The 24,150-nt window shown below is 43.1% G+C and carries 22 protein-coding genes; 15 read left to right on the top strand and 7 right to left on the bottom strand.

Going from position 1 to position 24,150, the window contains the following annotated elements:
* Window positions 1-154: 154 nt before the first annotated feature.
* Window positions 155-1,261: a Fic family protein gene (locus tag ABJH64_RS06870; RefSeq protein ID WP_348273895.1), complete on the bottom strand. Its 1,107-nt coding sequence runs from the start codon at window positions 1,259-1,261 to the stop codon at window positions 155-157.
* A 168-nt stretch (window positions 1,262-1,429) separates the two neighbouring features.
* Between ABJH64_RS06870 and ABJH64_RS06865 the strand changes: the two genes are divergently transcribed.
* The gene (locus ABJH64_RS06865; RefSeq protein ID WP_348273896.1) at window positions 1,430-2,461 is read left to right on the top strand and encodes a glycoside hydrolase family 43 protein; all 1,032 of its coding nucleotides are present in this window, start codon (window positions 1,430-1,432) and stop codon (window positions 2,459-2,461) included.
* 131 nt (window positions 2,462-2,592) lie between these two features.
* Here the strand turns inward: ABJH64_RS06865 and ABJH64_RS06860 are convergent, their stop codons facing one another.
* Window positions 2,593-3,837, bottom strand: coding sequence for a M28 family peptidase (locus tag ABJH64_RS06860; protein WP_348273897.1), 1,245 nt, complete (start codon window positions 3,835-3,837; stop codon window positions 2,593-2,595).
* Window positions 3,838-3,911: 74 nt separating this feature from the next.
* Between ABJH64_RS06860 and ABJH64_RS06855 the strand changes: the two genes are divergently transcribed.
* The 14 genes from ABJH64_RS06855 (at window position 3,912) to ABJH64_RS06790 (ending at window position 16,335) form a co-directional block, all read left to right on the top strand.
* Window positions 3,912-5,018 carry a hypothetical protein gene (locus tag ABJH64_RS06855; RefSeq protein ID WP_348299698.1) on the top strand — a complete coding sequence of 369 codons (1,107 nt, stop codon included), beginning with the start codon at window positions 3,912-3,914 and terminating at the stop codon, window positions 5,016-5,018.
* Window positions 5,019-5,125: 107 nt separating this feature from the next.
* A complete protein-coding gene (locus ABJH64_RS06850; protein WP_348276317.1) occupies window positions 5,126-5,437 on the top strand; it encodes a hypothetical protein in 312 nt (103 codons plus the stop codon).
* Between the two features lie 90 nt (window positions 5,438-5,527).
* Window positions 5,528-5,995, top strand: coding sequence for a hypothetical protein (locus tag ABJH64_RS06845; protein WP_348276318.1), 468 nt, complete (start codon window positions 5,528-5,530; stop codon window positions 5,993-5,995).
* A gap of 300 nt (window positions 5,996-6,295) precedes the next feature.
* A complete protein-coding gene (locus ABJH64_RS06840) occupies window positions 6,296-7,222 on the top strand; it encodes a mechanosensitive ion channel family protein (RefSeq protein WP_348276319.1) in 927 nt (308 codons plus the stop codon).
* Between the two features lie 24 nt (window positions 7,223-7,246).
* Window positions 7,247-7,645 (top strand): DUF5655 domain-containing protein, encoded by a 399-nt coding sequence (locus ABJH64_RS06835; RefSeq protein ID WP_348276320.1) that lies wholly within the window; start codon window positions 7,247-7,249, stop codon window positions 7,643-7,645.
* Between the two features lie 46 nt (window positions 7,646-7,691).
* Window positions 7,692-8,795, top strand: a complete 1,104-nt coding sequence (locus tag ABJH64_RS06830) for a porin (protein WP_348276321.1) — start codon at window positions 7,692-7,694, stop codon at window positions 8,793-8,795.
* A 25-nt stretch (window positions 8,796-8,820) separates the two neighbouring features.
* Window positions 8,821-9,204, top strand: a complete 384-nt coding sequence (locus ABJH64_RS06825) for a DUF2306 domain-containing protein (protein ID WP_348276322.1) — start codon at window positions 8,821-8,823, stop codon at window positions 9,202-9,204.
* A gap of 130 nt (window positions 9,205-9,334) precedes the next feature.
* On the top strand, window positions 9,335-9,952 hold the full coding sequence (locus tag ABJH64_RS06820) for a TetR family transcriptional regulator (protein ID WP_348276323.1): 618 nt from the start codon (window positions 9,335-9,337) through the stop codon (window positions 9,950-9,952).
* Between the two features lie 45 nt (window positions 9,953-9,997).
* A complete protein-coding gene (locus ABJH64_RS06815; protein ID WP_348299695.1) occupies window positions 9,998-11,269 on the top strand; it encodes a TolC family protein in 1,272 nt (423 codons plus the stop codon).
* 13 nt (window positions 11,270-11,282) lie between these two features.
* Window positions 11,283-12,182: an HlyD family efflux transporter periplasmic adaptor subunit gene (locus ABJH64_RS06810; protein ID WP_348276325.1), complete on the top strand. Its 900-nt coding sequence runs from the start codon at window positions 11,283-11,285 to the stop codon at window positions 12,180-12,182.
* 5 nt (window positions 12,183-12,187) lie between these two features.
* Window positions 12,188-13,099: an ABC transporter ATP-binding protein gene (locus ABJH64_RS06805; protein WP_348276326.1), complete on the top strand. Its 912-nt coding sequence runs from the start codon at window positions 12,188-12,190 to the stop codon at window positions 13,097-13,099.
* Between the two features lie 134 nt (window positions 13,100-13,233).
* Complete coding sequence (locus ABJH64_RS06800) at window positions 13,234-13,977, top strand: ABC transporter ATP-binding protein (protein ID WP_348276327.1); 744 nt, start codon at window positions 13,234-13,236, stop codon at window positions 13,975-13,977.
* Between the two features lie 133 nt (window positions 13,978-14,110).
* Complete coding sequence (locus ABJH64_RS06795; protein ID WP_348276328.1) at window positions 14,111-15,217, top strand: ABC transporter permease; 1,107 nt, start codon at window positions 14,111-14,113, stop codon at window positions 15,215-15,217.
* Window positions 15,214-16,335, top strand: coding sequence for an ABC transporter permease (locus ABJH64_RS06790; RefSeq protein WP_348276329.1), 1,122 nt, complete (start codon window positions 15,214-15,216; stop codon window positions 16,333-16,335). The genes ABJH64_RS06795 and ABJH64_RS06790 overlap by 4 nt, the downstream gene beginning before the upstream one ends.
* 69 nt (window positions 16,336-16,404) lie before the next feature.
* Here the strand turns inward: ABJH64_RS06790 and ABJH64_RS06785 are convergent, their stop codons facing one another.
* The 5 genes from ABJH64_RS06785 to lysA form a co-directional block, all read right to left on the bottom strand.
* On the bottom strand, window positions 16,405-17,934 hold the full coding sequence (locus ABJH64_RS06785; protein WP_348276330.1) for a cryptochrome/photolyase family protein: 1,530 nt from the start codon (window positions 17,932-17,934) through the stop codon (window positions 16,405-16,407).
* A 49-nt stretch (window positions 17,935-17,983) separates the two neighbouring features.
* A complete protein-coding gene (locus ABJH64_RS06780; protein WP_348276331.1) occupies window positions 17,984-19,009 on the bottom strand; it encodes a type IX secretion system membrane protein PorP/SprF in 1,026 nt (341 codons plus the stop codon).
* Window positions 19,010-19,012: 3 nt separating this feature from the next.
* The gene (locus tag ABJH64_RS06775) at window positions 19,013-21,049 is read right to left on the bottom strand and encodes a gliding motility-associated C-terminal domain-containing protein (RefSeq protein ID WP_348276332.1); all 2,037 of its coding nucleotides are present in this window, start codon (window positions 21,047-21,049) and stop codon (window positions 19,013-19,015) included.
* A 406-nt stretch (window positions 21,050-21,455) separates the two neighbouring features.
* Window positions 21,456-22,499 (bottom strand): type IX secretion system membrane protein PorP/SprF, encoded by a 1,044-nt coding sequence (locus ABJH64_RS06770; RefSeq protein WP_348276333.1) that lies wholly within the window; start codon window positions 22,497-22,499, stop codon window positions 21,456-21,458.
* Between the two features lie 226 nt (window positions 22,500-22,725).
* Window positions 22,726-23,958: a diaminopimelate decarboxylase gene (gene lysA / locus ABJH64_RS06765; protein ID WP_348334598.1), complete on the bottom strand. Its 1,233-nt coding sequence runs from the start codon at window positions 23,956-23,958 to the stop codon at window positions 22,726-22,728.
* Between the last annotated feature and the right edge of the window lie 192 nt (window positions 23,959-24,150).

Genomic DNA, 24,150 nt, shown 5'->3' with positions numbered 1-24,150 from the left:
CTCACGCAATCAAGGAAACATCCTCCTCAAAAGCAGGCACAAAGATAGGAGAAAAACCCTTTTGGGGAGTGCCGATGGGAAAAAATGACTGCCCCGAGCGGACTTACTACTAAGATCAATTTTCCAATCTTCCAATTTTTCCATAGTTCGATGGCTAAAGCTTCAGCTCATAACTCACACTTCTCCCGCCTCCTTGTGGCAAAAAGATGCCTAGTTCTACCAAAGCCTGTAAGTCCCGAGTAGCAGTTGCTTTGGAAGTTTTCGTACTAGCGATGTATTTCTTAGCTGTCATTCCTCCTTCAAAACCTGACGGACCTTCGGCTAGAATTCGGGCAATGACTTTGAGTTGACGCTCATTCAGCTGGGCTTCCCATCGATCAAAAAACCGTGTTTTCTTTATCGTAAAGTCTATCCGCATCAAAGCATCCTGCTGCGCGATCAGCACGATCTCTCCAAAATACCGAAGCCAATCTGTGATATCGAGACTTTTTTGCGCTGTAGATAGGGAAGAATAGTAAGCGTTTTTTTGCTTTTCTAGGACTCCTGAGATACTGATCAGTGTGGTATATCCCAAGCCTTGATGTATCGCTTTTTCTGCTAAAGCGCGACCAATTCGGCCATTGCCGTCTTCAAATGGGTGAATACTTTCAAAATACAAATGCACGATTCCTGCTCGAAGTATTGGATTTAGCATCGCCTTTGTGCCGGCCGGTGCCGTTTCGTTAAACCAACGGATAAAGGCATCCATCTCTTCAGGAACGCGACTGGAAGATGGCGCTTCGAAATGTACAGTTTCTTGGCCTATGGCTCCCGAGACCACCTGCAAAGGGGAGCTATCGCTACGCCATGCTCCGGCATTGATATAGCGATTTCCTTCCATGAGCATTTGGTGCCAGTCAAAAAGTGTATCGATTGTTAGTTTTTCGGAGAAAGTGGTGCGCACATTTACCATCAACTTGGCGATACCTTTTGCTCTGTGATCCTTGATGAAGAGCGTTTGATCCTCATGGATACCAAGATTTTTCTTAACCGAGCTCATCACATCATGCCTACTGAGAAGCTCGCCCTCAAGCTGAGAAGTCTTCATCGCCTCCATTGCCATAGTCTCCAAGAGTAATTCAGTATGATCCGAAGATGCGATTCCTTTAAGCACACCTGTCAACTCCCCCGTTTTAAGCAGGAATTCTAACTGATGCTTTGATAAGACATCCTGTTCAAACGTAAATTCTGGCCAATGTGTAAACTCCCAATTGTAAGGCATGAGCCGAATATACGGCTTATTCGGCTCATAAAATTTAATATCATGAGCCGATTAGCATTTCTAATTGGATCAGTTTTTCTAATTGCTTGAAAAAATTGAATTTTTTAGGGTCAGGTATATACTTCTATTAAGCGCTTTGTAATTTCCCACCCAACTCAAAATCACACCATGAAATCAAACCTATTACTTATCGCAATTGCTATTTGTATCGCCTTTGCTTGCTCCGCTCCTTCTGAAACAAAAGTAGAAGAAGCCCCAAAACTCTCCGGCAACCCGATTTTCGAAGGATGGTATGCAGATCCGGAAGGAATTGTATTTGGAGATGAGTATTGGATTTATCCCACTTTTTCGGCGGCATTCGAAGATCAGCTTCACTTCGATGCCTTTTCTTCCAAAGACCTAGTCACTTGGGAAAAGCACGAAAACATCTTGACAAACCAAGAAATCACTTGGGCTAGACAAGCGATGTGGGCTCCGGCTGCCATAGAAAAGGACGGCAAATACTACTTCTTTTTCGCAGCAAATGACCCGCTGACTCCCGAGCGACCTGGCTACGATCCGAACAATGACATCAATCACTTTGGCGGAATCGGCGTGGCTGTAGCAGATAGTCCTGCAGGACCATTCAAGGATCATCTCGGCAAGCCTCTCCTTTCAGACTTCTATAATGGTGCTCAGCCTATCGATCAGTTTGTCTTCAAGGACACTGATGGCACGTACTACATGCTTTACGGAGGCTGGAGCCACTGCAATATCGGCAAGTTGAATGCGGATTTCACAGGATTTGAACCTTGGGAGGATGGAGAGCTATTCCACGAAATCACTCCAGAAGGCTATGTAGAAGGCCCTTTTGTATTTATCAGAAATGGAAAGTATTACTTCATGTGGTCTGAGGGAGGCTGGGGAAATGACAGCTACAAAGTAGCTTACGCCATGTCGGATCAGATCACCGGACCATGGAATCGCATCGGCACCATATTGGAGTCCGACACCACCGTAGCGACGGGGGCTGGTCACAATTCGGCCTTTCGCAAGCCTGGCAGTGATGAGTGGTACATGATCTATCACCGCAGACCCATACCTAATGAGGGTCGTGATCATCGAGTGACAGCCATCGATGTAATGGAATTTAACGAGAACGGTACCATCAAACCAATCAAAATGACTTTTGAGGGAGTGAAAGCGAATCCTATTGATTAAACATTTGCTTGGAAAGAGATTTCAGAGCCTTCTAGCGCAGGCATGAATGCAAAATAAAACCCCGAGATCGATGAGGGACTCCGGGGTTTTATTCTACATTCTCTTGATACTAAATTCCAGCTTCTTAGCTCTTAGAAGACAACCTTGGCTTCTTTTTTCTCTCCACTTCTCATGTAGCCAATCAATGTCTCATCTCCTTTCTGAAAAGAACTCAGCGCCCGCATGTAGCTCATCATATCTACAATGGTAGAATCCCCCATTTGAATAACTACGTCACCTTTCATAAGCCCAGCAGCTTGTCCAGGCTTGTCCTCAGACACCCCATCGATACGCATACCTTTTCCATCATAGAGATAGTCAGGAACAACACCTAGGGAAACAGTAAATCGAGGAGAGTCTCCGGAGGAATCCTTGGTTTTGGTAAAAGCCAGTTTTGGCTCCTGATCCAATTGATCTATTAAGCGGTCGATGTATTTTACCACGAGCAATAATCCCTCGTAGTTGATCAACTCTGAATCATCTGTAGGCTTGTGATAATCCTCATGCTGACCGGTGAAAAAGTGAAGAACTGGTAAATCCTGAAGGTAAAAAGACGTGTGATCTGATGGACCTACACCAGATTCTGAGGTCACTAATTTCAAACTATCGGCATTGGCTAAATCTAAAGCAGGAACAAAGCTAGGGCTGGTGCCAACACCGTTGATTGCTAAGGTTTTTTCCTCATTCAATCGACCAACCATATCCATATTGATCATGTAGTTAACCGAGGCAAGATCAATAGTCGGGTTTTTCACAAAATAATTGGAACCCCAGAGGCCATTTTCCTCACCCGAAAAAGCAATAAACAGAAAATTGCTTTTATGTTCTTCATGTTTCAGAATTTTCGCTAAAGCTACCAAAGCAGCCGTTCCGCTGGCATTATCGTCCGCCCCATTGTGAATGGCTGAGTCTCCGCGATGAAGAGAACCTTCAGATCCCATCCCTAAGTGATCAAAGTGAGCACCGATTACAATCGTATTCTCCGATTTGTTGTCAATAAAACCGATCACATTTCTTCCTGTGACGCCCTCACCATCAGTGCCGATTAGGGCTTCCTCATGTGGATTGGTAGGTTTGGACACTTTAAATTCTTGCATAAATCCATCAGTTCCCTTTGGCTCCAAGCCTGCTTCTTCAAACTCAGCGGCCAGATAATCCGCAGCTTTTTGCTCTCCTTGCGTGCCAATGGCTCTTCCGCCCAGGTCATCTGCAGCCAAATAAATGACATCTGACTTTAAGTTCTGCAAAAGCTCCGCATCCGTGGGAGCCTGATTACAACTGAATGTAAATAGGATTCCCCCTGCAAGTAGGAGGAAGTAATTGCTTTTGTTTTTCATGGATCTAACTTGTTTTGTCAAAGATAATAATCGGTATCTTCGCCCAGCAATTTATAACCATTCTAATTAGAATAATGAGATCACTTGTACTGTTAACCTTCCTTGCGGCCTTTGCCTGTAGCCCCAAAACAGAAACTGAAGAGTCAACCACTGAGGACGTTCACTCCGCTTCGGATTCCCTTTTGCTTCAGCCAGAGGAAATGAAATACCTGAAAAATATCAAGCAATTGACTTTCGGAGGAAATAACGCCGAAGCATATTGGTCATTTGATGATTCCATGTTGGTTTTCCAATCAGACTATGCCGGCTGGGATAATGAATGTGATCAGATTTTCTATGTGGACTGGAGAGCTGATGATTTGAAAAATAACAAGCCTCAACTCCTCAGCACTGGCCTTGGTAGAACCACCTGTGCCTATTTTCTACCGGATCAAACGATCGTCTATGCTTCTACTCACTTGGGGGGTGAAGACTGTCCAGCTCCACCAGCGGCGAGAACGGATGGGAAATATGTGTGGCCAATTTATGATTCCTTCGATATTTTCACCGCAGATCTTGAGGGAAATCAATTGGCTCAGCTCACCTCGGAACCTGGTTATGATGCCGAAGCTACCGTATCTCCAAAGGGTGACCGAATGGTTTTCACATCCATGCGAACTGGAGATCTGGAGCTTTTCACGATGAACCTGGACGGGACTGACGTTCGTCAAATCACCTCAGATTTGGGATATGATGGTGGGGCGTTTTTCTCACCGGATGGCAGCAAGCTAATTTGGAGAGCATCCAGACCACAAACTCCTGAAGAGATCAAGGAGTACAAAGATCTTCTAGGCGAAGGCTTGGTGATGCCTACGAGCATGGAGCTTTATGTGGCTAATGCCGACGGTACAGATGCCCGTAAATTGACAGATTTGGGTAAGGCAAATTGGGCTCCTTTCTTTCATCCTTCGGGTGAAAAAATCATTTTCGCTTCCAATCATCAGACCGAAAGAGGATTTCCATTCAATCTATTTATGATTAATCTGGATGGTACAGGTCTTACCAAAATAACAAATGACGGCACTTTCGATGCCTTCCCTGTTTTCTCCAATGATGGCAAATACCTGGTTTTTGCCTCCAATCGAAACAACGGCGGAACAAGAGACACTAATCTCTTCGTGGCAGAGTGGATCGGGGACTAATTACGAGCGTCTAGGTAGGATTTTCAACTAGAAGAAACTGTGTAATTAAAACTTCAGTAGTTTAACTTCATATAAGTTAAACTACTTACAGCTAATCGGAGCCTTCAGTGTCATCGCGTAAATCATGTAGAAGTTCTAAAAAAGCTTCGAAGAATGAGCTTGCTTTGGTCACCTATGACAAGGACATTCAACCAATCATGCTTGCTCATTGCACCCCATGCCATTATCCTGAAGGAGAAAAGGATCAATTAGATACCTATGATCGTGTTCTCTCAAGGATAGACGATATATTGGATAGGACACAGAGGGACACTTCCGAAAAAGGATTCATGCCACATAAGCTAAAAAAGCCTGCCCTTAGTCAGGAAGAATTAGCTGTTTTCTTTAAGTGGATGGAAGATGGAATGCCTGAAAAATAAGCTTCTCTTTACTTTTCATTTTAACTTAAGGCTACCAGCCTTTGGAGGCCTTTTTGATTCTATATAGGGACAATCAACTGAAAAACAGCTATGAAAACCCTATACACGCTTTTGACAGCAGCTATTATATTGGCATCATGCAATGGTCCAAAGAAAGACACCCCAATTGAAGTAGCATTTTCCCCAGATGAAGAACAACTGGAAGCCATCAACACGGAGTGCTTTCAGTATTTTGGGGAAAAGGATACTGTCCTTATGACCACGCATGTGGATGGGACCAATGTCACAGGAACATTAGCCTATTCCATCTACGAAAAAGATAGAAACAGTGGGACAATCGAAGGAGAACTACGAGATGATCTTCTTATCGCTGAATATACATTCATGGCCGAAGGTGTAAATTCAAAGCGTCAAGTAGTATTTAAAAACACCGAGGAAGGTTGGAAAGAAGGCTATGGAGAAATGAAGTCGGTGGATGGTATTCCAGTTCAGGTCAATATAGATTCTCTGGACTTTGATCACGACATGGCCTTGAAGCCCGTACCCTGCGAAGATTAATCGGAACGGAAATCCATCATATAGTGTAGAATTAATTTTACACTTCCTACTTGGATGAATTCTAATGATCTGAATATCATTAGTGGTCGCGATATTTTTATTCGGCGACTTCTACAGTAGAATTACGTTCTTATTTCAAGTATCTCAAGTTGGGTGTATTCGCAGACCTAGGAAGCTGGCCTCCTTCGTTTTTTCTATTTTCTGTAGAAAAAATGCCAGTCTCATCCATCCAACTTCCCACTAAGCAAACTTTGATTGTTGGGTAGATTTTTGTTTTTTAAGGAGATTACATTCTAACCTATGAATCTATTTACTCGACTTATTTTTCCATTGGTAGTCACGCTGCTGCTAAGTATCACCAAGTTGTATTTTGGTGAGGAAGCCAAATCCTGGGAAGGTCCGCTAAGCTATCTTCCGCACGTGAACACCGTTTTGATTATCTGTGGCTTCACTTGGTGTTTGTTGGTATTGACCAAAATAGGCAAGAAGACACTGCTGAAACAGTACGACATCAATAAGGAGGATAATCTCAAAGCACGAAAAGTGTACACCCAGATCAACGTGCTGGAGAAAGTTGTCAATTTCATCGTCATCGTGCTAGGTATGGGATTGATTTTGATTTCCTTTGAATCCATCCGTCAGATCGGGGTAGGACTATTTGCTTCCGCAGGCGTAGCTGGGATTATTATCGGTTTTTCCGCGCAGAAAGCCATAGGTACGCTCATCGCCGGTGTGCAAATAGCCATCACTCAGCCGTTCAGATTGGAGGATGCCGTGGTAGTGGAAGGCGAATGGGGCTGGATAGAGGAGATTAATCTGAACTATGTGGTGGTCAGGCTATGGGATCAGCGAAGGTTGGTTTTGCCTTCTACGTATTTTTTGGAGAAACCATTCCAAAATTGGACTAGGACCACTTCTGATATCATTGGATCTGTTTTTATCCATACCGATTATTCAATTTCTTTTGAAGCACTTCGGGCGGAGTTGGATAGGATTTTGGAATTGACTGATCTGTGGGATAAAAAAGCCAAAGTCTTGCAAGTGACCGACGCTAAGGAATTCACAGTGGAAATCCGCATCTTGGTATCAGCCAAAAATTCACCAACTGCTTGGGATTTACGTGTCTATGTCCGAGAAAAAATGGTGGAATTTATTCAAAAAAATTATCCAGAAAGTCTCCCAAAATCCCGAGTATCCTTGAATTCTACTGAGAAAAAATCGGAATAGATTCTACCTCCTAACTCCAGCTATATGTGGACATGCCCACTTTGTGACCGTGATTTGAAAAAAGAAAATCAGTGGCACATCTGCATCAAAGCAGATCTGAGCACTCTTTTCGAAGGTAAACCCATGGAATTGGAATTTGTCTTTGACAAACTACTGGCTGAAGTATATGACTGGGATGATGTGATAGTTAGCAATACCGCCAATGCAATTATGTTTGTACATCGGCAGACTTTCCTGGTCATCAGGCCCAAAAGCAAATTTCTTGAACTTCAATTTTATTCGAAAGAACAACAACTCTGCCCGCCTTTTCATAAATCAGTACAAGTTTCCAAGAAGTTTGAAAATCATTTTAGGATTTCGACTTTGGAGGAACTGTCACCTAAGCTGATCCACTATATTCGACAATCTTATAATTTCCTTTAGTCGATTAGTTATGCAAAAATGTACTTGCTCAATTTCAAGGATAAGCGTGGCTAATAGGTTTTCTAAGCGATGGATGCTGCTAGCGATGGCAATAGTCTGTGTGAACCTATCAGGTTTTTCGCAGGAAGCTGCGCCAAGAAAGTCTCCATTTTCCGTATCAAGTTTCCTAGATGTGTATTATGGTTATGATTTCACGGAGCCCAAGGGTGGTGAGCGATTTCCTTTTATGTACAATCACAACCGCAATACTAAATTGGCGGTAAACCTAGCCCTGGTCAAAGTAGGCTATGATGCGGGCAGGTTTCAGGCAAATCTAGGCTTGCAGCAGGGGACTTATGCTGAAGATAATTATAGTGCTGAGCCAAAAGCACTGCGTTGGATTCATGAAGCGAATGTGGGTTATGCGCTCGACTCGGATAGATCAATCTGGCTCAAAGCAGGGGTTTTGCCGTCTCATATTGGTTTTGAAAGTGCCGTGTCTAGTGACAATCTTACCCTTTCAAGATCCCTCATCGCAGAGAATAGCCCCTATTTTGAGACTGGAGTTCAGCTGAGTTGGCAGCGAGATGAGCGGTGGTATTTTGCGTTTCTTTACCTGAATGGCTGGCAAAGGATTCAATCTATTCCCGGTAAAAATCGGCCTTCGTTTGGTACGCAAGCTACTTTTTCTCCTAGTGAAAAGCTCATCCTCAACTGGAGTACTTTCCTAGGGACAGATCAAGGTCTCGAAGCTGGAACGATGCTTTATTTCAGTAATGTTTATGGAAACTTTCAGTTGGATGGGGGATGGAATCTCATAGCTGGATTCGATGTGGGTACTCGAACGCTGGAAACAGAACCTTCCAGAGACTGGTGGGGAACTTCAGTGATTTTGCAGAAGGAGTTTTCTGGAAAATTTGCCTCGGCCATCCGGTACGAATACTATCATGATCCATTTCAGGCCATCGCAGCGAGCAACGTGACTGAAGGAATCCAAACTAATGGTTTGTCTCTAAATGCTGACTACAGGCTAGGCGATAGTTTTCTCTTTCGACTGGAAGGAAGGTGGCTCAAAGCCCCAAGTGGATTCAATCTGGGAGTGAATACCGAGAATTCTTCCAATTTCTTTTTGCTGGGTTCGGTAGGTTGGAATTGGAATTCAAGGCCTTGATAGGTAGCTTTCACAAAACTAACACATGACCTACGAGACTTTAATGTATTTCCACTTGCTCACGGTGGTTCCTTGTATTTTTCTCGGCGGGTATTTATTAGCTGCGCAAAAGGGAGGAGCCATACACCGGAAGCTTGGCGGTTTATACATGATCTTGATGATGGCTACTGCTTTGATAGCTTTACTGATTCCTGCTGGGGTGGGACCACAATTTTTAGGACATTTTGGATATTTACATCTTCTGTCGGGCATTGTACTCTGGACGGTTCCTACCGCTTTTTTGGCTGTCCGAAGGGGTAAAATCAAAGAACATCAACGCAAGATGGTAATTCTATACCTCAGCGGAATCATCATTGCCGGAGGCTTCACTTTTTTCCCAGGCAGGTATTTGCATCAGCTTTTCTTTTAAGATTAGACAGGATGAAATTTTCAGGAAAATTCTCTTATTAAGAATTAATCAAGTGTTTAAATCTTTTTATTAAAACACTTGATTTATAGATTTTGCATTCTTTAATTTGCGTCAAGAGAACTAGATAAAGATGGCAAAGGAAGTAAAAGACAGTTCCACTGAGGAGAAAATTAAGAATGCAGCACGCGTGATTTTTCATCAAAAGGGCTTTGCTGGCACTCGTACGCGGGATATTGCTGAAGCTTCGGGGATTAATTTGGCACTCTTAAATTACTATTTCAGAAGTAAGGAAAAACTTTTTGATCTCATTATGACGGAGAGTTTGGAGGTTTTCTTTAGATCACTTCACTCCGTGTTTAATGATCCGACGACAGATTTTGAAGAGAAAATCAGGCGAATAGTCGAAAATTATATTGATAATCTGTCGGCAAACCCAAACATTCCAATTTTTATCTTGAGTGAACTTAGAAATCATCCTGAAGAACTAATCAAAAAAACTGGCGCCAAAAAGGTATTTCTTGACTCGGTATTTATGAAGCAACTCAAGGAAGAGATAGAAGCCAAGCGAATCAAACCAATTCATCCCCTTCAATTTATCATGAATCTGCTGGGAATGACCGTCTTTCCTTTTGTAGCCAGCCCTATGATCAAAGGAATAGGAGCTATAGATCAGGCGGAGTTTGAATCGCTTATGCAAGAACGAAAAACTATCATTCCTGATTGGATCAAGTCTTTTTTGACGCCTTGATTTTTTTTGAACCGAAATTAATCATTTGATTAAAAAATGAAAACTATGAAGCTATCCATTATTACTCCTATATCCCTGATACTTCTGCTTTCCATAGCATCTCTTTCCCAGGTCAAATCTCAGACGTTGACTTTGGAACAATGTCAGGAGTTAGCTCTAGAGAATTATCCCCTCATCAATCAGCTGGAACTGATCCAACTCAGTAGTGACTACTCCATAGAAAATGCCGGAAAAGGCAATCTACCTCAACTCAGCGTCAGCGGACAAGCCACTTATCAATCAGATGTAACCGGCTTGCCGATAGATATTCCCAATGTGGTAATTCAGCCTTTGGCAAAAGATCAGTACAAAGTTTATGGAGAGATCTCTCAGTCACTCACTGATGGGCCTATGATCAAAAATCAGAAAGCACTCATTCAGGCAAATTCGGAAACTCAGGCTAAACAGCTGGAAGTCCAACTGTATCAAGTGAAGGAGCGAATCAACCAACTCTTCTTCGGCATGATGCTGATAGATCAGCAAGTGCTACAGACTGATTTGCTCAAAAAAGATATACAAACAGGAATCAAGAAAACCAGCGCTGCAGTGGAAAATGGCACTGCTCTACGCTCAGCTGTAGATGTTCTCAAGGCTGAACTTCTCCGCGTAGATCAAAAGTCTATTGAGCTTCAATACACTAGAAATGGCTATGCTGAGATGTTGTCCCTATTTATAGGGCAGCCTATCTCTTCCCAAACCACCCTCATCCGACCAGCCCCAAAGCCAATGGTTCAGGAAATTAACCGTCCGGAGTTAGCTTTCTACCAAAGTCAAAAACAGTCCTTAGTGATTCAAAATCAGTTGATTTCAAATCGAAGCATTCCAAAAATCAATTTATTTGTTCAGGGTGGATATGGACGTCCGGGGTTGAATTTCCTGAGTAATGACTTCGAATTGTTCTATCTCGGTGGAGTGAGGCTGAACTGGAACATATCGAGTTTTTATACCTCCAGGCGCGAGCGAGAACTACTTGACCTAAGCTCTACTTCCATAGACTTGCTTCAGGAGACTTTTCTCCTTAATACCACTATTACCCTCAGCCAAAAACAACAGGATATCAATAAATACATCCGACTGATGCAGACGGATCAGGAGATAGTAATGCTTCGTGAATCGGTTAAAAACTCTGCTAGTGCTCAGCTCGAATACGGCACACTGACAAGCAACGACTACCTAACCTACGTCAACGCGGCAGATCAGGCAAATCAAGACCTTATCCTGCACAAAGTTCAGCTTCTGATGGCTCAATATTCATATCAACTCACTTCTGGAAATTAAAAAAGCTAGCCCTATGAAATCTATAAACTCACTCCTTTTTGCCATTACACTAGGTGCGGCTTTACTAGGCTGTACCGAAGAACAAACCTTCGATGCTTCCGGGTCTTTTGAGGCGGATGAGACGATCATATCATCTCAGACCGCCGGCACGATCAAAGAATTTGGGATAGAAGAAGGCCAAGTGTTGCAGCCCGGTCAATTCATAGGTTATGTGGATAGTATCCAGATTTTTCTGCAAAAGAGGCAGCTGGAAGCTCAAATTAAAGCCTTGACAGGTCGCAAACCCAATATCTCCCTGCAGCTTGCAGCTCTAAATGAGCAGCTGAAAACTGCCGAGCGAGAGCAGGCTCGTCTTAGTAATCTCGTGAAGGCAGATGCCGCAACGCCCAAGCAATTGGACGATGCTTCGGCTCAGGTGGAGGTGATCAAAGCCCAGATCCAAGCCCAGAAATCCACGCTGAATCTATCTACCCAGGGAATCAGCAATGACGCAACCCCGATGGAAGTGCAGATAGCACAGCTCAATGATCAGTTAGAGAAAAGTAAAATCATCAATCCAGTAGCCGGGACAGTACTAGTCAAATATGCGGAGGAAAATGAAATGACTGCTCCAGGCAAGCCTCTCTATAAAATTGCCGATTTATCTACACTAATTCTTCGTGTTTACATCAGTGGAAATCAACTATCGCAGGTGAAGATTGGCCAGCAAGTGACTGTTCATACAGATAACGGAACAGGCGGTTTTGACCAAACGGTAGGAAGTATTTCCTGGATAAATGACAAAGCTGAGTTTACCCCCAAGACCATTCAGACCAAGGATGAACGCGCCAACATGGTCTATGCCGTCAAGGTAAATGTACCGAATGACGGCAGATTCAAAATCGGCATGTATGGGGAAATTAATTTTCAATAACAACCATGGTCACCCTCCACAACATATCCAAAACCTACAATAAGGGTACACTAACGGCAGTGAAGCAGGTATCCTTTGAAGTCAAAAAAGGCGAACTTTTTGGGCTGATCGGTCCAGATGGGGCAGGAAAAACCAGTATTTTCCGAATGCTCACCACACTCCTGATTCCTGACGCAGGCGTAGCAAGTGTCAATGGCCTGGATGTGGTGAATGACTACAAAGCCATACGAAAGCAGGTGGGCTATATGCCGGGTAAGTTTTCACTCTATCAAGATCTTACGGTGGAGGAAAATTTGAATTTCTTCGCGACGCTTTTCAACACGACAGTGGAAGAAAACTACGACTTGATCCGGGAGATTTATGTTCAGATCGAGCCGTTCAAAAATCGTAGAGCAGGTAAGCTGTCTGGAGGGATGAAACAGAAGTTGGCCTTATGTTGTGCCTTGATCCATCGGCCTTCGGTATTGTTTCTAGACGAGCCGACTACTGGAGTCGATACCGTTTCCCGTAAGGAGTTTTGGGATATGCTGAAGCGTCTGAAAGCGCAGGGAATTACAATTTTGGTTTCGACGCCTTACATGGATGAGGCTACGCTCTGTGAACGAATCGCCCTGATTCAAGATGGAGAAATCATGTCAATAGATACGCCAGAGGCAATTATTAGGGCTTATCCAGAGCCACTTTTCGCAGGAAAATCAGATAAAATGAGTGAGTTGCTGGAAGATTTGCGCAAGCACAATCTGGTCAAAAACTGCTTTGCCTTCGGGGAATTTCATCATCTCACCTTCAAAAAGTATTCTTTAGCAAACCAGCAATTGCTCCTGAAAACTTTGGAAAGCTTAGGGCATAATGAGCTTGAATTCAAAGCAATCACGCCTACGATAGAGGATTGTTTTATCCAATTAATGAGTCACTGATATGAAATCGAGCCTGCCTGAGGCAGACAGGCATGACGAATAACGTCACACACTGGGATGATTATGACGATGCGAGATTCTCCCGATGAAAAATCGGGACAGGCTATATGGCCATTGGAAAAAAATATAGACATATGAAAAATGTAGTCATCAAAACGGATAAGCTTACCAAGAAATTTGGGGATTTCATAGCTACAGACTCGATTAGCTTCGAAGTGTATGAGGGGGAAATTTTCGGATTTCTAGGAGCAAATGGAGCTGGGAAAACCACCGCCATGCGAATGCTTTGTGGTCTGTCCACACCCACCTCAGGCGAGGCTACGATTGCGGGTTTTGATATTTATAGGGAAGCGGAAAAGATCAAGGCGAACATCGGCTACATGAGTCAGAAATTTTCCCTGTATGAAGACCTGACCGTGATAGAAAATATTCAATTTTTTGGAGGGATTTATGGCTTATCCGATCAGGAGATTAAGGATAAAAGCGAGCATTTGATAGAATTATTGGGGCTGCAAGCGGAAAGTAAAAAGCTGGTGGGGTCGCTTCCACTGGGCTGGAAGCAGAAGCTTGCTTTTTCTGTGGCGATTATTCACGATCCGAAAATTGTCTTTCTCGATGAGCCCACGGGCGGTGTGGATCCTGTGACTCGGAGGCAGTTTTGGGATTTGATCTACGAAGCTTCCAATCGAGGGATCACGATCTTCGTGACCACACACTACATGGATGAAGCAGAATATTGCAACCGGATCTCGATGATGGTGGATGGGGAAATGAAGGCTCTGGATACTCCAGCTAATCTCAAAAAAGCCTACCAGGCAGCCTCCATGGACGAGGTTTTCTTTGAACTGGCTCGCGGTGCCAAGCGAAAAGCAGATTGATATGAAATCGAGCCTGCCTGTGGCAGACAGGCATGATTCAAACGTGAAACAATGGGAAAATCCAACGATGAGAGATTCTTCCGAAGGATAATCAGGACAGGCTATATGACCATTCTAGACTAAGTATAACTAAATGAAACAGTTTTTCACTTTCGTAAAAAAAGAGTTCTACCACGTTTTTCGAGACCGGAAGACGCTGCTTATGCTATTTGGTTTACCCATCGCTCAGATTATGCTTTTTGGATTTGCGTTGACCAATGAGATCAAGGATTCCAACATAGTAGTGGTGGATTATGTGAATGATGCCGCCTCGAAGGAAATTACGCAGAAGTTAGCTGCGAGTGATCAGTTTGAGCTTCAAAGTGCGCTGATGAGTCACCGGGAGATCGAGGCGGCTTTCAAGAAAGGAAAAATAAATCTCGCGGTAGTTTTCCCAGCCAATTTCAATTCAGATCTTTTGGCACAAAATACCGCTCAGATCCAAGTCATTGCAGACGCTTCTGATCCAAATAAAGCCAATTCACTGACCAATTATGTAACGAACATCGTCCGGGATTATCAGCTAGAGCGTGTGAATGAAGCACCACTTCCCTATCAGATCCAAGCAGAAATACGAATGCTTTACAATCCGGAATTGAAAGGCGCCACGAACTTTGTGCCTGGTGTGATGGCCTTAGTTCTAGTGCTTGTCTGCGTATTGATGACTTCTATCTCCATCGTACGGGAAAAGGAGAATGGAACAATGGAGGTTCTGCTGGTATCTCCTTTCAATCCGTTTTTGGTGATTATCTCCAAGGCTGTGCCCTATTTTGTGCTCTCTCTCGTGAATCTGACGGTGATCTTATTACTCTCTATTTACTTGATGGACATGCCGTTTGAGGGTAGCTATGTTCTCTTCTATGCAGAGAGTAGTCTGCTTATCATAGCGGCACTTTCACTAGGTCTTTTAATTTCCAACAGCACAGATTCTCAGCAGACTGCGATGCTTCTTTCACTGATGGGGATGATGATACCTACGATGCTTTTTACTGGGTTTATGTTTCCCATAGAGAATATGCCTTTGCCGCTCCGCATTATTTCTAATGTGGTTCCGAGCAAATGGTATTACCTCATCGTGAAATCGATAATGATCAAGGGTTTAGGTTTTTCAGCGATATGGAAAGAAACCCTGATTTTAGTCGGAATGACTGCCTTTTTCCTCTTTGTGAGTTTCAAAAAATTCAAAATCAGACTCGCATGAGAACTTTAATTTTCCTGCTCAGAAAGGAGTTTAAGCAGATTTTCAGGAATAAATCTCTGCTTCCTATGATTTTTGCCATGCCGCTGATTCAGCTTATCGTGATGCCATTGGCAGCAGATTATGAAATCAAAAACATCAATATTTCCATAGTCGATCATGATAGAAGTCCCTACTCTCGGCAGCTGATTTCTAAGATCACCGCTTCAGGATATTTTGTATTGGCGGATTTTGGGGATTCTTTTGAAGCGGCTTTTCAGCAGATCGAAGATGAAAAGTCGGACCTGATTCTGGAGATTCCTGTGGGTTTTGAACGAAATCTTCTACGGGAAAACAGCGAAAAACTCTTCATCGCGGTCAATGCCATCAATGGAACAAAGGCCAATCTGGGTGGTGCATACCTCAATCAAATCATCCAAAATTACAATGCTGAAGTCCGTCTGCTGTGGCTTGACCCTACTCGATTTAATCCTATTCCTCAACTAGAGGTGGCTTCCTCTAATTGGTTTAATCCGTATATGAATTACCGGTTTTTCATGGTGCCGGGGATTTTGGCGTTTCTGGTGACGATGGTGGCGGGATATATGTCAGCGCTGAATATTGTAAAGGAAAAAGAAGTGGGAACTATAGAGCAGATCAATGTAACTCCTATCAAAAAGTACCAATTCATCATCGGGAAATTGCTGCCATTTTGGATTATCGGGGTAGTGATTTTTAGTATTGGACTATTCTTCGTTTCCCGGCTTTTGTATGGTATCGTTCCGCTGGGCAGCGTATTGCTTCTTTATGGATTTTTATCCATCTATCTGGTGGCACTTTTGGGACTGGGATTGCTTATCTCCACTTTCAGTGATACGCAGCAGCAGGCCATGTCTGTGGCGTTTTTTATCATCATGATTTTCTTGCTGATGAGTGGATTATTTACACCTATAGACAGCATGCCAGACTGGGCACAGGTAGTCGCCTACGCCAATCCGCTTACGTATTTCATAGAAGTGATGCGAATGGTAGTATTGAAGGGATCTGGTTTTCTGGATATTTCGAAGCACATCCTGATAATGATTGGTTTTGCCTTTTTCTTCAACACCTGGGCAATTCTGAACTATAGAAAAACCTCCTAGGAAGCTAGAATAAATGAAGATGATCTGTCTAAAATACGTATAGGACGGCCTAACTTCTGAAGTGCTACCTTACAGTTCGTTCAGGTTGTTCAAGTAGTGCTCTGCCTGCTTCAGGATTTCATCTTTGTCTTTCATCTTTTCGAGCGTGCGATAGGCCATTCCTATGCGAGGATTTTTTTCCAGCTTTTCACGATTACCATCGTAGAAGTGCCAATACAGACTGTTGAAAGGACAGGCGCCATCTCCGATTTTTTTATTGGGATCATATGCGCAATGAGTGCAATAGTTGCCTTGCTTTTTGATGTAATTTGCGGAAGAAACGTACGGCTTGGTTCCCACGATTCCTCCATCAGCAAACTGGCTCATACCGCGGGTATTTGTAATCTCCACCCACTCGATAGCATCGATATAAATTCCCAGATACCAGCTATCTACCTCATCCGGATGGATTCCGGCGAGCAATGCAAAATTCCCAATTACCATCAACCGCTGAATGTGATGGGCGTAAGCCAAATCCAACGATTGTCCGATGGAGTGGCTTAGACATTTCATCTTGGTTTTGCCGGTCCAAAACCATTTCGGTAATGCTCGCTGATGATCGAAAAAGTTGAGTTCTGCAAAGTCAGGCATTTTCGCCCAATAGATACCTCTCATGTATTCCCGCCATCCAATCACCTGACGAATAAAACCTTCTGCCTGTGAGATATCTATCGTATCCTGATGGGACTTCCAATATGCTTCTACCTTTTGCACTACTTCCAGCGGGGAAAGCATTTTGGTATTCATAGCAAAGCTCAATCTGGAATGAAAGAGAAAAGGGTCCCAAGTAGTCAGCGCATCTTGATAATCACCAAAATGAATTAGAAGATGAGAGCAAAAATGATCCAATACTTCCAGACTTTCCTCACGGGAGCAGGGCCAGTCAAACTCGTCCTCATTCAGCTTTCCGATGGTTTTGATTTCGGCTTTTTTTATCATTTCCATGAGATCAGAGACTGGCTTGGGATGAACTTTTGCCTTTCTCAACAATCGCTTGTCTTTTAATGCAGCTCTATTTTCATGATCAAAATTCCACTTGCCTTCAGTGGGCTCCTTACCGTCCATGAGGATGCTAAAGTCCTTCCGCATTTGTTGGTAAAAACTCTCCATCAGAAAGGTTTTTTTACCATGGAAAAAATCTTTGACATATTCTCGCTCAGTGAGAAAATGCTCAGAATCTACACTTCTGCATGGGATGGACAGGTTTGCAGCTATCGTCTTTAACTGCTGATCCAGCCTGTATTCATCAGGTAGTTGGTATTCAAACTGACTAAATTGATGTTCCTCTACCATAGCATAGATCATTTTATCCAATGCCTGGGTGTTTTCATCTTGATCTAGCTTCACATAGTTTACCTCGTGGCCCTCAGACTTGAGCTGCTCCGCAAAATTTCTCATGCTTAGAAAAAAAGCCACTACTTTCTGGATATGATGTGAAACGTAATCCGTTTCCTGTCTCATTTCTAGCATGAGATAGGTCACTGATGGGTCAGTTTCCTTAAACCAGGAATGGTTTGAGTTCAGTTGATCTCCGAGAATGAGTCGTAAAGTTTTAGGCATAAAAAAAGGGCTTTGAATTAAAAGCCCTTTTGGTACCACTTTGTTTTGATCAATACTTAAAGCAAGGCATGGAGGTTGTTCTGCCGGCTCCTCTTTTATTGGTAGCGAGGAAGCTGTAGCGTAAACTGATTTCGTGTGCTCCGCCTGTGTTGGCATTGCCTAGGGAGGAGAGTGTGAAGTCATGACTATATCCTACGTCTAGCCCACCCCCAAGTGAGATTCCGATTAGCCCGATGATCGCCTCGTGGTTAGGTAGTTCGTCTTTTTGTACTGGTATGCCTCTGTACCAAACACCCAACACTATAGGCTGCAGATTCACCTGAGCACCCATATCAAGTTGGGAGAATGAGCGCTGATTTTTGTAATTGAAAGCGAGTGTAAGTTCCCGAGTACCGCTTCTATCGTTCAAAAAGCTGGTGGAAGTACCTCCTGAAAGGTCAAATTTGACACCTCCATGAGCAGATAGTTTGAGTGGTAGTTTGCTTTCTCCCCCATCTACAAACGACATGTTGGGCTGAGTAAGGTGATGGCCTGCCAGTCCAAACCAGACATTTTCATTATTATACATCATCCCGAAACTGTAATCCATAAACTGATGTCCTATGCCTTCACCCAGATTTTCTCCGCTAGTCCCACCTACTGCACCGGTCTGATCGTCGATTTGGCTTCCAAAAACCAGATCTCCAAAATAGGCATCTCGATCCATGTAGCTCACCTGACCACCCATTCTTAAGAAGGAGCGGAAGCCTAGTCTCATTCTATAAGAGTAAGTCGCGCCGATTTCGGTCATGCTCAGATTTGCCATGCTTTGATCAGAGCGATTGACGATAAGCCCCACTCCACTATTGGCGCTGAAGATGTAATGATCCGCATAGACAGAGTAGGAGTTGAATGATTGATCTAAGCCAGGCCATTGGTTTCTGTAATTGACACCGATTTGAGTCATCTCAGAAGCGCCCGTCATGGCGGGATTTAGATACAAAGGAGCGGCGTAGAACTGGGAATATTGGATGTCCTGCGCACTCAGATTTAGGCATAGAATGCTCAGGGTAATAAGCAAATACACATGTTTCATTTTCTATCGTATTAGGGTGACTCCTCCAGTTTTGGTGACTTGCACACCTTCACTGGAGCGGTAGGTGATTTGGTAGAGGTAATTGCCAGGGGGCGATTCCTGACCTTGGTGAGTTCCATCCCAGCCTGAAGTCTCGAGGCTAGAGGTGAAGTACATTTTTTCTCCCCAGGTATTGAAAATAGCCATGGAGAAATCGGAAACAGCTCTGAGCTTGGGGATAAACGTGTCGTTCAAGCCGTCTCCATTTGGGGTAAAAGCATTAGGTATGGTGATAAACTCTAGGGGTGAATTTACTTGAATGGTGTTTTTCTCGATACTGGAACAGCCGTAGATGTCGTAAGCTGTAAGAGTGACTTCAAATGTTCCTGGAGCTATGAACGTATGGATTGGGTCTTTATCCTTAGAGGTATTACCATCACCGAATGTCCATTCCCAGCCTATGAATTCCTCTGAAATAACACTTTCAAAAATAATTTCTTCATCTACTTGTACTGCTGGCTCGGAGCTGATTTCAAGCTTTCTGTACTCAAAATCCAGTCTTCCAGCTTTATTGATCTGGGTAGGGAAATCTACTCGTACCTCAGCCTGAGTAATACAGCCTAGTGCATCTGTGACGTTGACTTTGAGGTTTCCCGACGTCGAATAATTGATTTCTCGCGTATCATTCTGACCGGAATTCCAGGTGATTCGATAAGGTTGGCTGCCTCCTTGGATGGTAACCCATGCTACCCCGGTGATTGTACCTATTGAGCAATCCACGTCCAAAGCAGTTTCGATTTTAGCCTGCAACGCTTGAGATTCCTGAATAGAAAATGATTTGGTCACCTGACATCCACTGTCATCAGAAACAGCTAGCTGATAGGTACCAGCGGATAGATTTTCTCTGTGAAGTCCTGCAGCAGGGTCATCTAGCCATTTAGCTGTATATTTTCCAGCAGCGCCTTTTACTCCTAGGATTAGGCTTCCAGAATTTGTGCCTGTGCATTTTGCATCAGTTTGATTGATCACTTCTATCGCTAGCGCTGAAGTAGTTCCGATGGTGAACTGTCGGTCTATAGAACATCCTGCTGCATCAATCACAGTCACGGAATATGCGCCTGCTGTTAGGCTTCCAAGCTTAGCCGAAGTATGTCCGGTATTCCACTTATAAGTGTAAGGTGCCGTGCCACCTTGCACGCTTAGTTGGATTTCTCCATTTCCTGCGCCCGCACAGCTTTCTGATTTGATCGTTTCTTTAATCCCGAGTGCAGTAGATGCTTTGACTACATAAGCAGCCTGATAAGAACAGCCTGTCTGGTCTTTTATTAAAACACTGTAGCTACCGGCTGCAATATTGAGAAGGTCTTTGGAAGTGGCTCCATTGCTCCATTGGTAAGTGAAAGGGGCTTGGCCTCCGTTGAGTGCTAACTTAATAGAGCCATTATTTTGTCCTGAGCATCCTAAGTCTTGGATCGACTCAGTCACTTGAATACCTTCTGAGGCCGCTTTGATTTCGAAGGTAGTGGTCACATCGCAGTTAAACTTGTCTGCTACAGTGACAGAGTAAACTCCCGGAGCTAGATTGTTGGCTTCCCACGTATCTTTGAGCCCATTACTCCAAGAGATCTGATAGGGCTCACCGCGACCTATTTTTACTTTTATTTTTGCAGAACCATCATTTCCTGACCCGCAGGTAGCATCTATTTTTTGAAGTGGTTCAAGGATTAAAGGATAGGGTGGTTGCACCACAATTCTTTCCACATGCATAGTTCCAGTGGCATCGGTGATCTCTACGGTGTAGGTGCCAGCAAACAGGTCGGTTCGATCCTTGGTAGTTTGCGAAGTATTCCAGCGGTAAGTATAGGGCTCGACACCACCTTGGACATCTAGGATTATACTTCCTTTCTCGCTATGTGAGCAAAGTGCAAGTTTGCCAGATACAGCTACAGTAATCCTGCTTAAAGAGGTAACTCGGTCATTTTCCAAAGCCCATACATCTTTAGCCGAACCATCTTGGGCTGTAGCTGAATTCATCACACTCCAAAGCAGAGAGAGGATCATTAGGGAATATGTCTTATATACCTTTTTCAATTATTCGAGAAGAGTTGGAAGCGGGGTGACTTTTCAACTTTCTTAATTTGTAATACAAATCAAGATTACTGCATTTCATTTTTAAGAATAATATTTTATGTATATCAAATACAACAAAATGATATTCTTAGATTTATGCAGTATTGCGAAATAAGTATAGAAATATTCTTAAAAGCAAGACGGGTGAAAGAAGCTGCCAAAACGAATAGCATATAGAAAAAGTATTATTTTTCCCAAAATATTACCATAATCAAAAAAGGTATGAAATGATACTTTTTTGTTGATATAAAATCAAAAAGCCTGTAGATCAGGCTGCAAAAAAAACTTTAAATTTTCTGAAAAATATTTTCAGAAATAGGGCGATTTTTTAGGATGGCTAGTACTTAAAGCAAGGAATAACTCTTCCTCGCTGATTCCTACTTTTAGCATCTCCCCATAAAAATGAATAAGTCAGGGAAATTTCGTGTGCCCCACCACTGTTTTTCAGTCCTAATTTTGAAATAGTCACATCGTAGGAATATCCTATGTCAAGTCCGCTTTCCAATGAAAGGCCAACTAACCCAATGAACGACTCATTATTTGGAAGTTCATTTTTGGTGGGAAGCCCTCGGTACCAAACTCCAAGTACTACTGGTTCGAAATAGAATTGCGCTCCTACGTCCAACTGGTTGAATGGGTCTTGCTGTTTGTAATTGAAGGCAAATGAGACCGATCGTTCAGCAAAATCGTGAGTGAAGTAGTTTCTAGAACCTCCACCCAGATCGAATTTGATACCACCTTGGGCAGATAGCTTCATGGGTAACTTGGAGATCTGACCATCCACAAAAGATGTATTGGGTTCGGAGAGGTGGTGTGCTGATACACCTAGCCAAATTCTATTGGAGTAAAACATCCCGCCCACGCTATAATCTACAAAGCTGTAACGACTGTCGATAGGGATTCCATTGAGCTCATCTGTGATGCCGTCTATTGTGCCGTTGATGATATCTATCTGGGTTCCAAAAACTAAATCTGAGAATAAGGCATCACGTTGCATGTAGCTGACCATTCCGCCAATCCGGAAAAAATTGGATTCACTTAGTTTTAGTCGATAGGCATAAGATAGGCCTATTTCATTGGTCGAAAGATTAGCCATACTTTCCTGACTACCATTGAAAATCAGTCCAATACCGCTGTTGTAGTCAAAGATGTAGTGATCAATGTAAGCAGAATAGGAGTTGAAACTTTGGTCAAGGCCCGGCCATTGATTTCGATAATTGACACCTACACGGGTAAGTTCACTCGCTCCTGTCAAAGCTGGATTCAAATATAAAGGTGCGGCATAGAATTGAGAATACTGGGTATCCTGAGCTTTTGCAGTTGAAAAAATGCAACAAAAAGCCCCAACAGTAATGAATACACCAATTATTTTCCTAAACATAAACAACTACGCCACATCACCTTACAAATTTATGAATTAGTAAAGTGGCAAAGGTTATATAAGTATGAATTAACGATTTGAAACTACTAGGGCTTATGATTGGGGCTTTCAATCAAGGAAATTTCAAATCTATTTTAATTGAAATGAGCGCAAAAGCACAGGATCAATTTGACGGTGGATTGTTCAATAATTATACCAAAGGAAATTTTGGAGCGGTATTAGGAAATTAAATAGCGATAACTACCTGATTTTTAATCAGGTCTTCAAATTCCTCACGCTTTCGGATTAAGTGAGCTTTTCCCTCCCAGATCAATACTTCGGCAGGTCTCAACCTTGAGTTGTAATTGGAGGACATGCTGATTCCATAGGCTCCGGCATTCTTGAATACCAATAGGTCTCCCTTAGAGACAGAAGCCAGCATGCGGTCTTTGGCTAGAGTGTCAGTTTCACAGATATACCCTACGACGTGGTAAGGCTTCGGCTCTCCAGCCGGATTGCTTAGATTGTAAACGTCATGAAATGCGTCATACATCATCGGTCTGATCAGGTGATTTAGCCCAGAATCTACTCCCACAAATGTGAGTTGAGGCGTATTTTTCACTACAGTAGCTTCTACAATGAGATATCCTGATTCACTTACTAGAAATTTGCCCGGTTCGATCCACAGCTCTAATTTTCTGCCATATTTCTCGCAGAACTCATTGAAAGCGGCTGATACTTTAGTCCCAACTTCTTCCATATCTGTAGCCGGATCGCCAGCCTTGTAAGCGACTTTGAACCCTCCTCCAAAATCCAAAAATTTCAGATCCGGGAAACTCATGGCTGCCTCAAAAAGCACGTTTCCGCCTTTCAGGAAGACCTCTGCATCCAATATATCAGATCCGGTATGAATATGAAGACCTACGATCTTGATCTTGTATTTTTCTACTACATCCAGAATCTCTGGGAGCTGCTGAATAGATATCCCAAACTTACTCTGACTATGGCCGACTGAAATTTTTGCATTTCCGCCAGCCATGATGTGCGGGTTGATTCGAATACAAGCTGCAACTGTGCCTCCATATAAAGCACCGAAATCTTCCATGAGCGAAATACTATCAAGATTGACCATGACGCCCAATTCGACTGCTTCCTGCACTTCTTTGAAATTTACTCCACTAGGCGTGTACATGATCTCCGAAGCTTCAAAACCAGCAAGCATACCTATCCTCACTTCTTCAATTGAAACTGCATCTATGCCTTCTCCAGTCTTTTTTACCAGCTTCAAAATGCTGATGTTTGATAGCGCTTTGGTAGCGTATTTTATCTTCAGAGGAACTGTAGCAAAAGCAGCTTGCAGGGATTTGATTTGGTTTACTATTTTTTCTCCATCATATACATAGACTGGAGTTCCGAATTCTTGAGCGATGGACTGAAGGCTTACTTCTTGGATTTGAATAGGATGATGAGGTGAGGTCATGAGCTGAGATTTGGGGGCAAAGATAGCCAAATAACAAAAATAGGAGGCAGCTGCCCCCTATTTTCATGCGTTATAAGTGTAATTAAGAAAACGCTATTCTTGGCCATAAATATAAAAGACGAAGCCGAAACAGACCTACACTTCCATTACTTTATTGCGGTTAAATATTGTTAAGCCCTCCATCTGACCTGA

Origin of the sequence: Algoriphagus sp. (assembly GCF_039969895.1) — a bacterium.
GTDB lineage: Bacteria > Bacteroidota > Bacteroidia > Cytophagales > Cyclobacteriaceae > Algoriphagus.
This window is presented reverse-complemented; position numbering and strand designations above follow the sequence as displayed.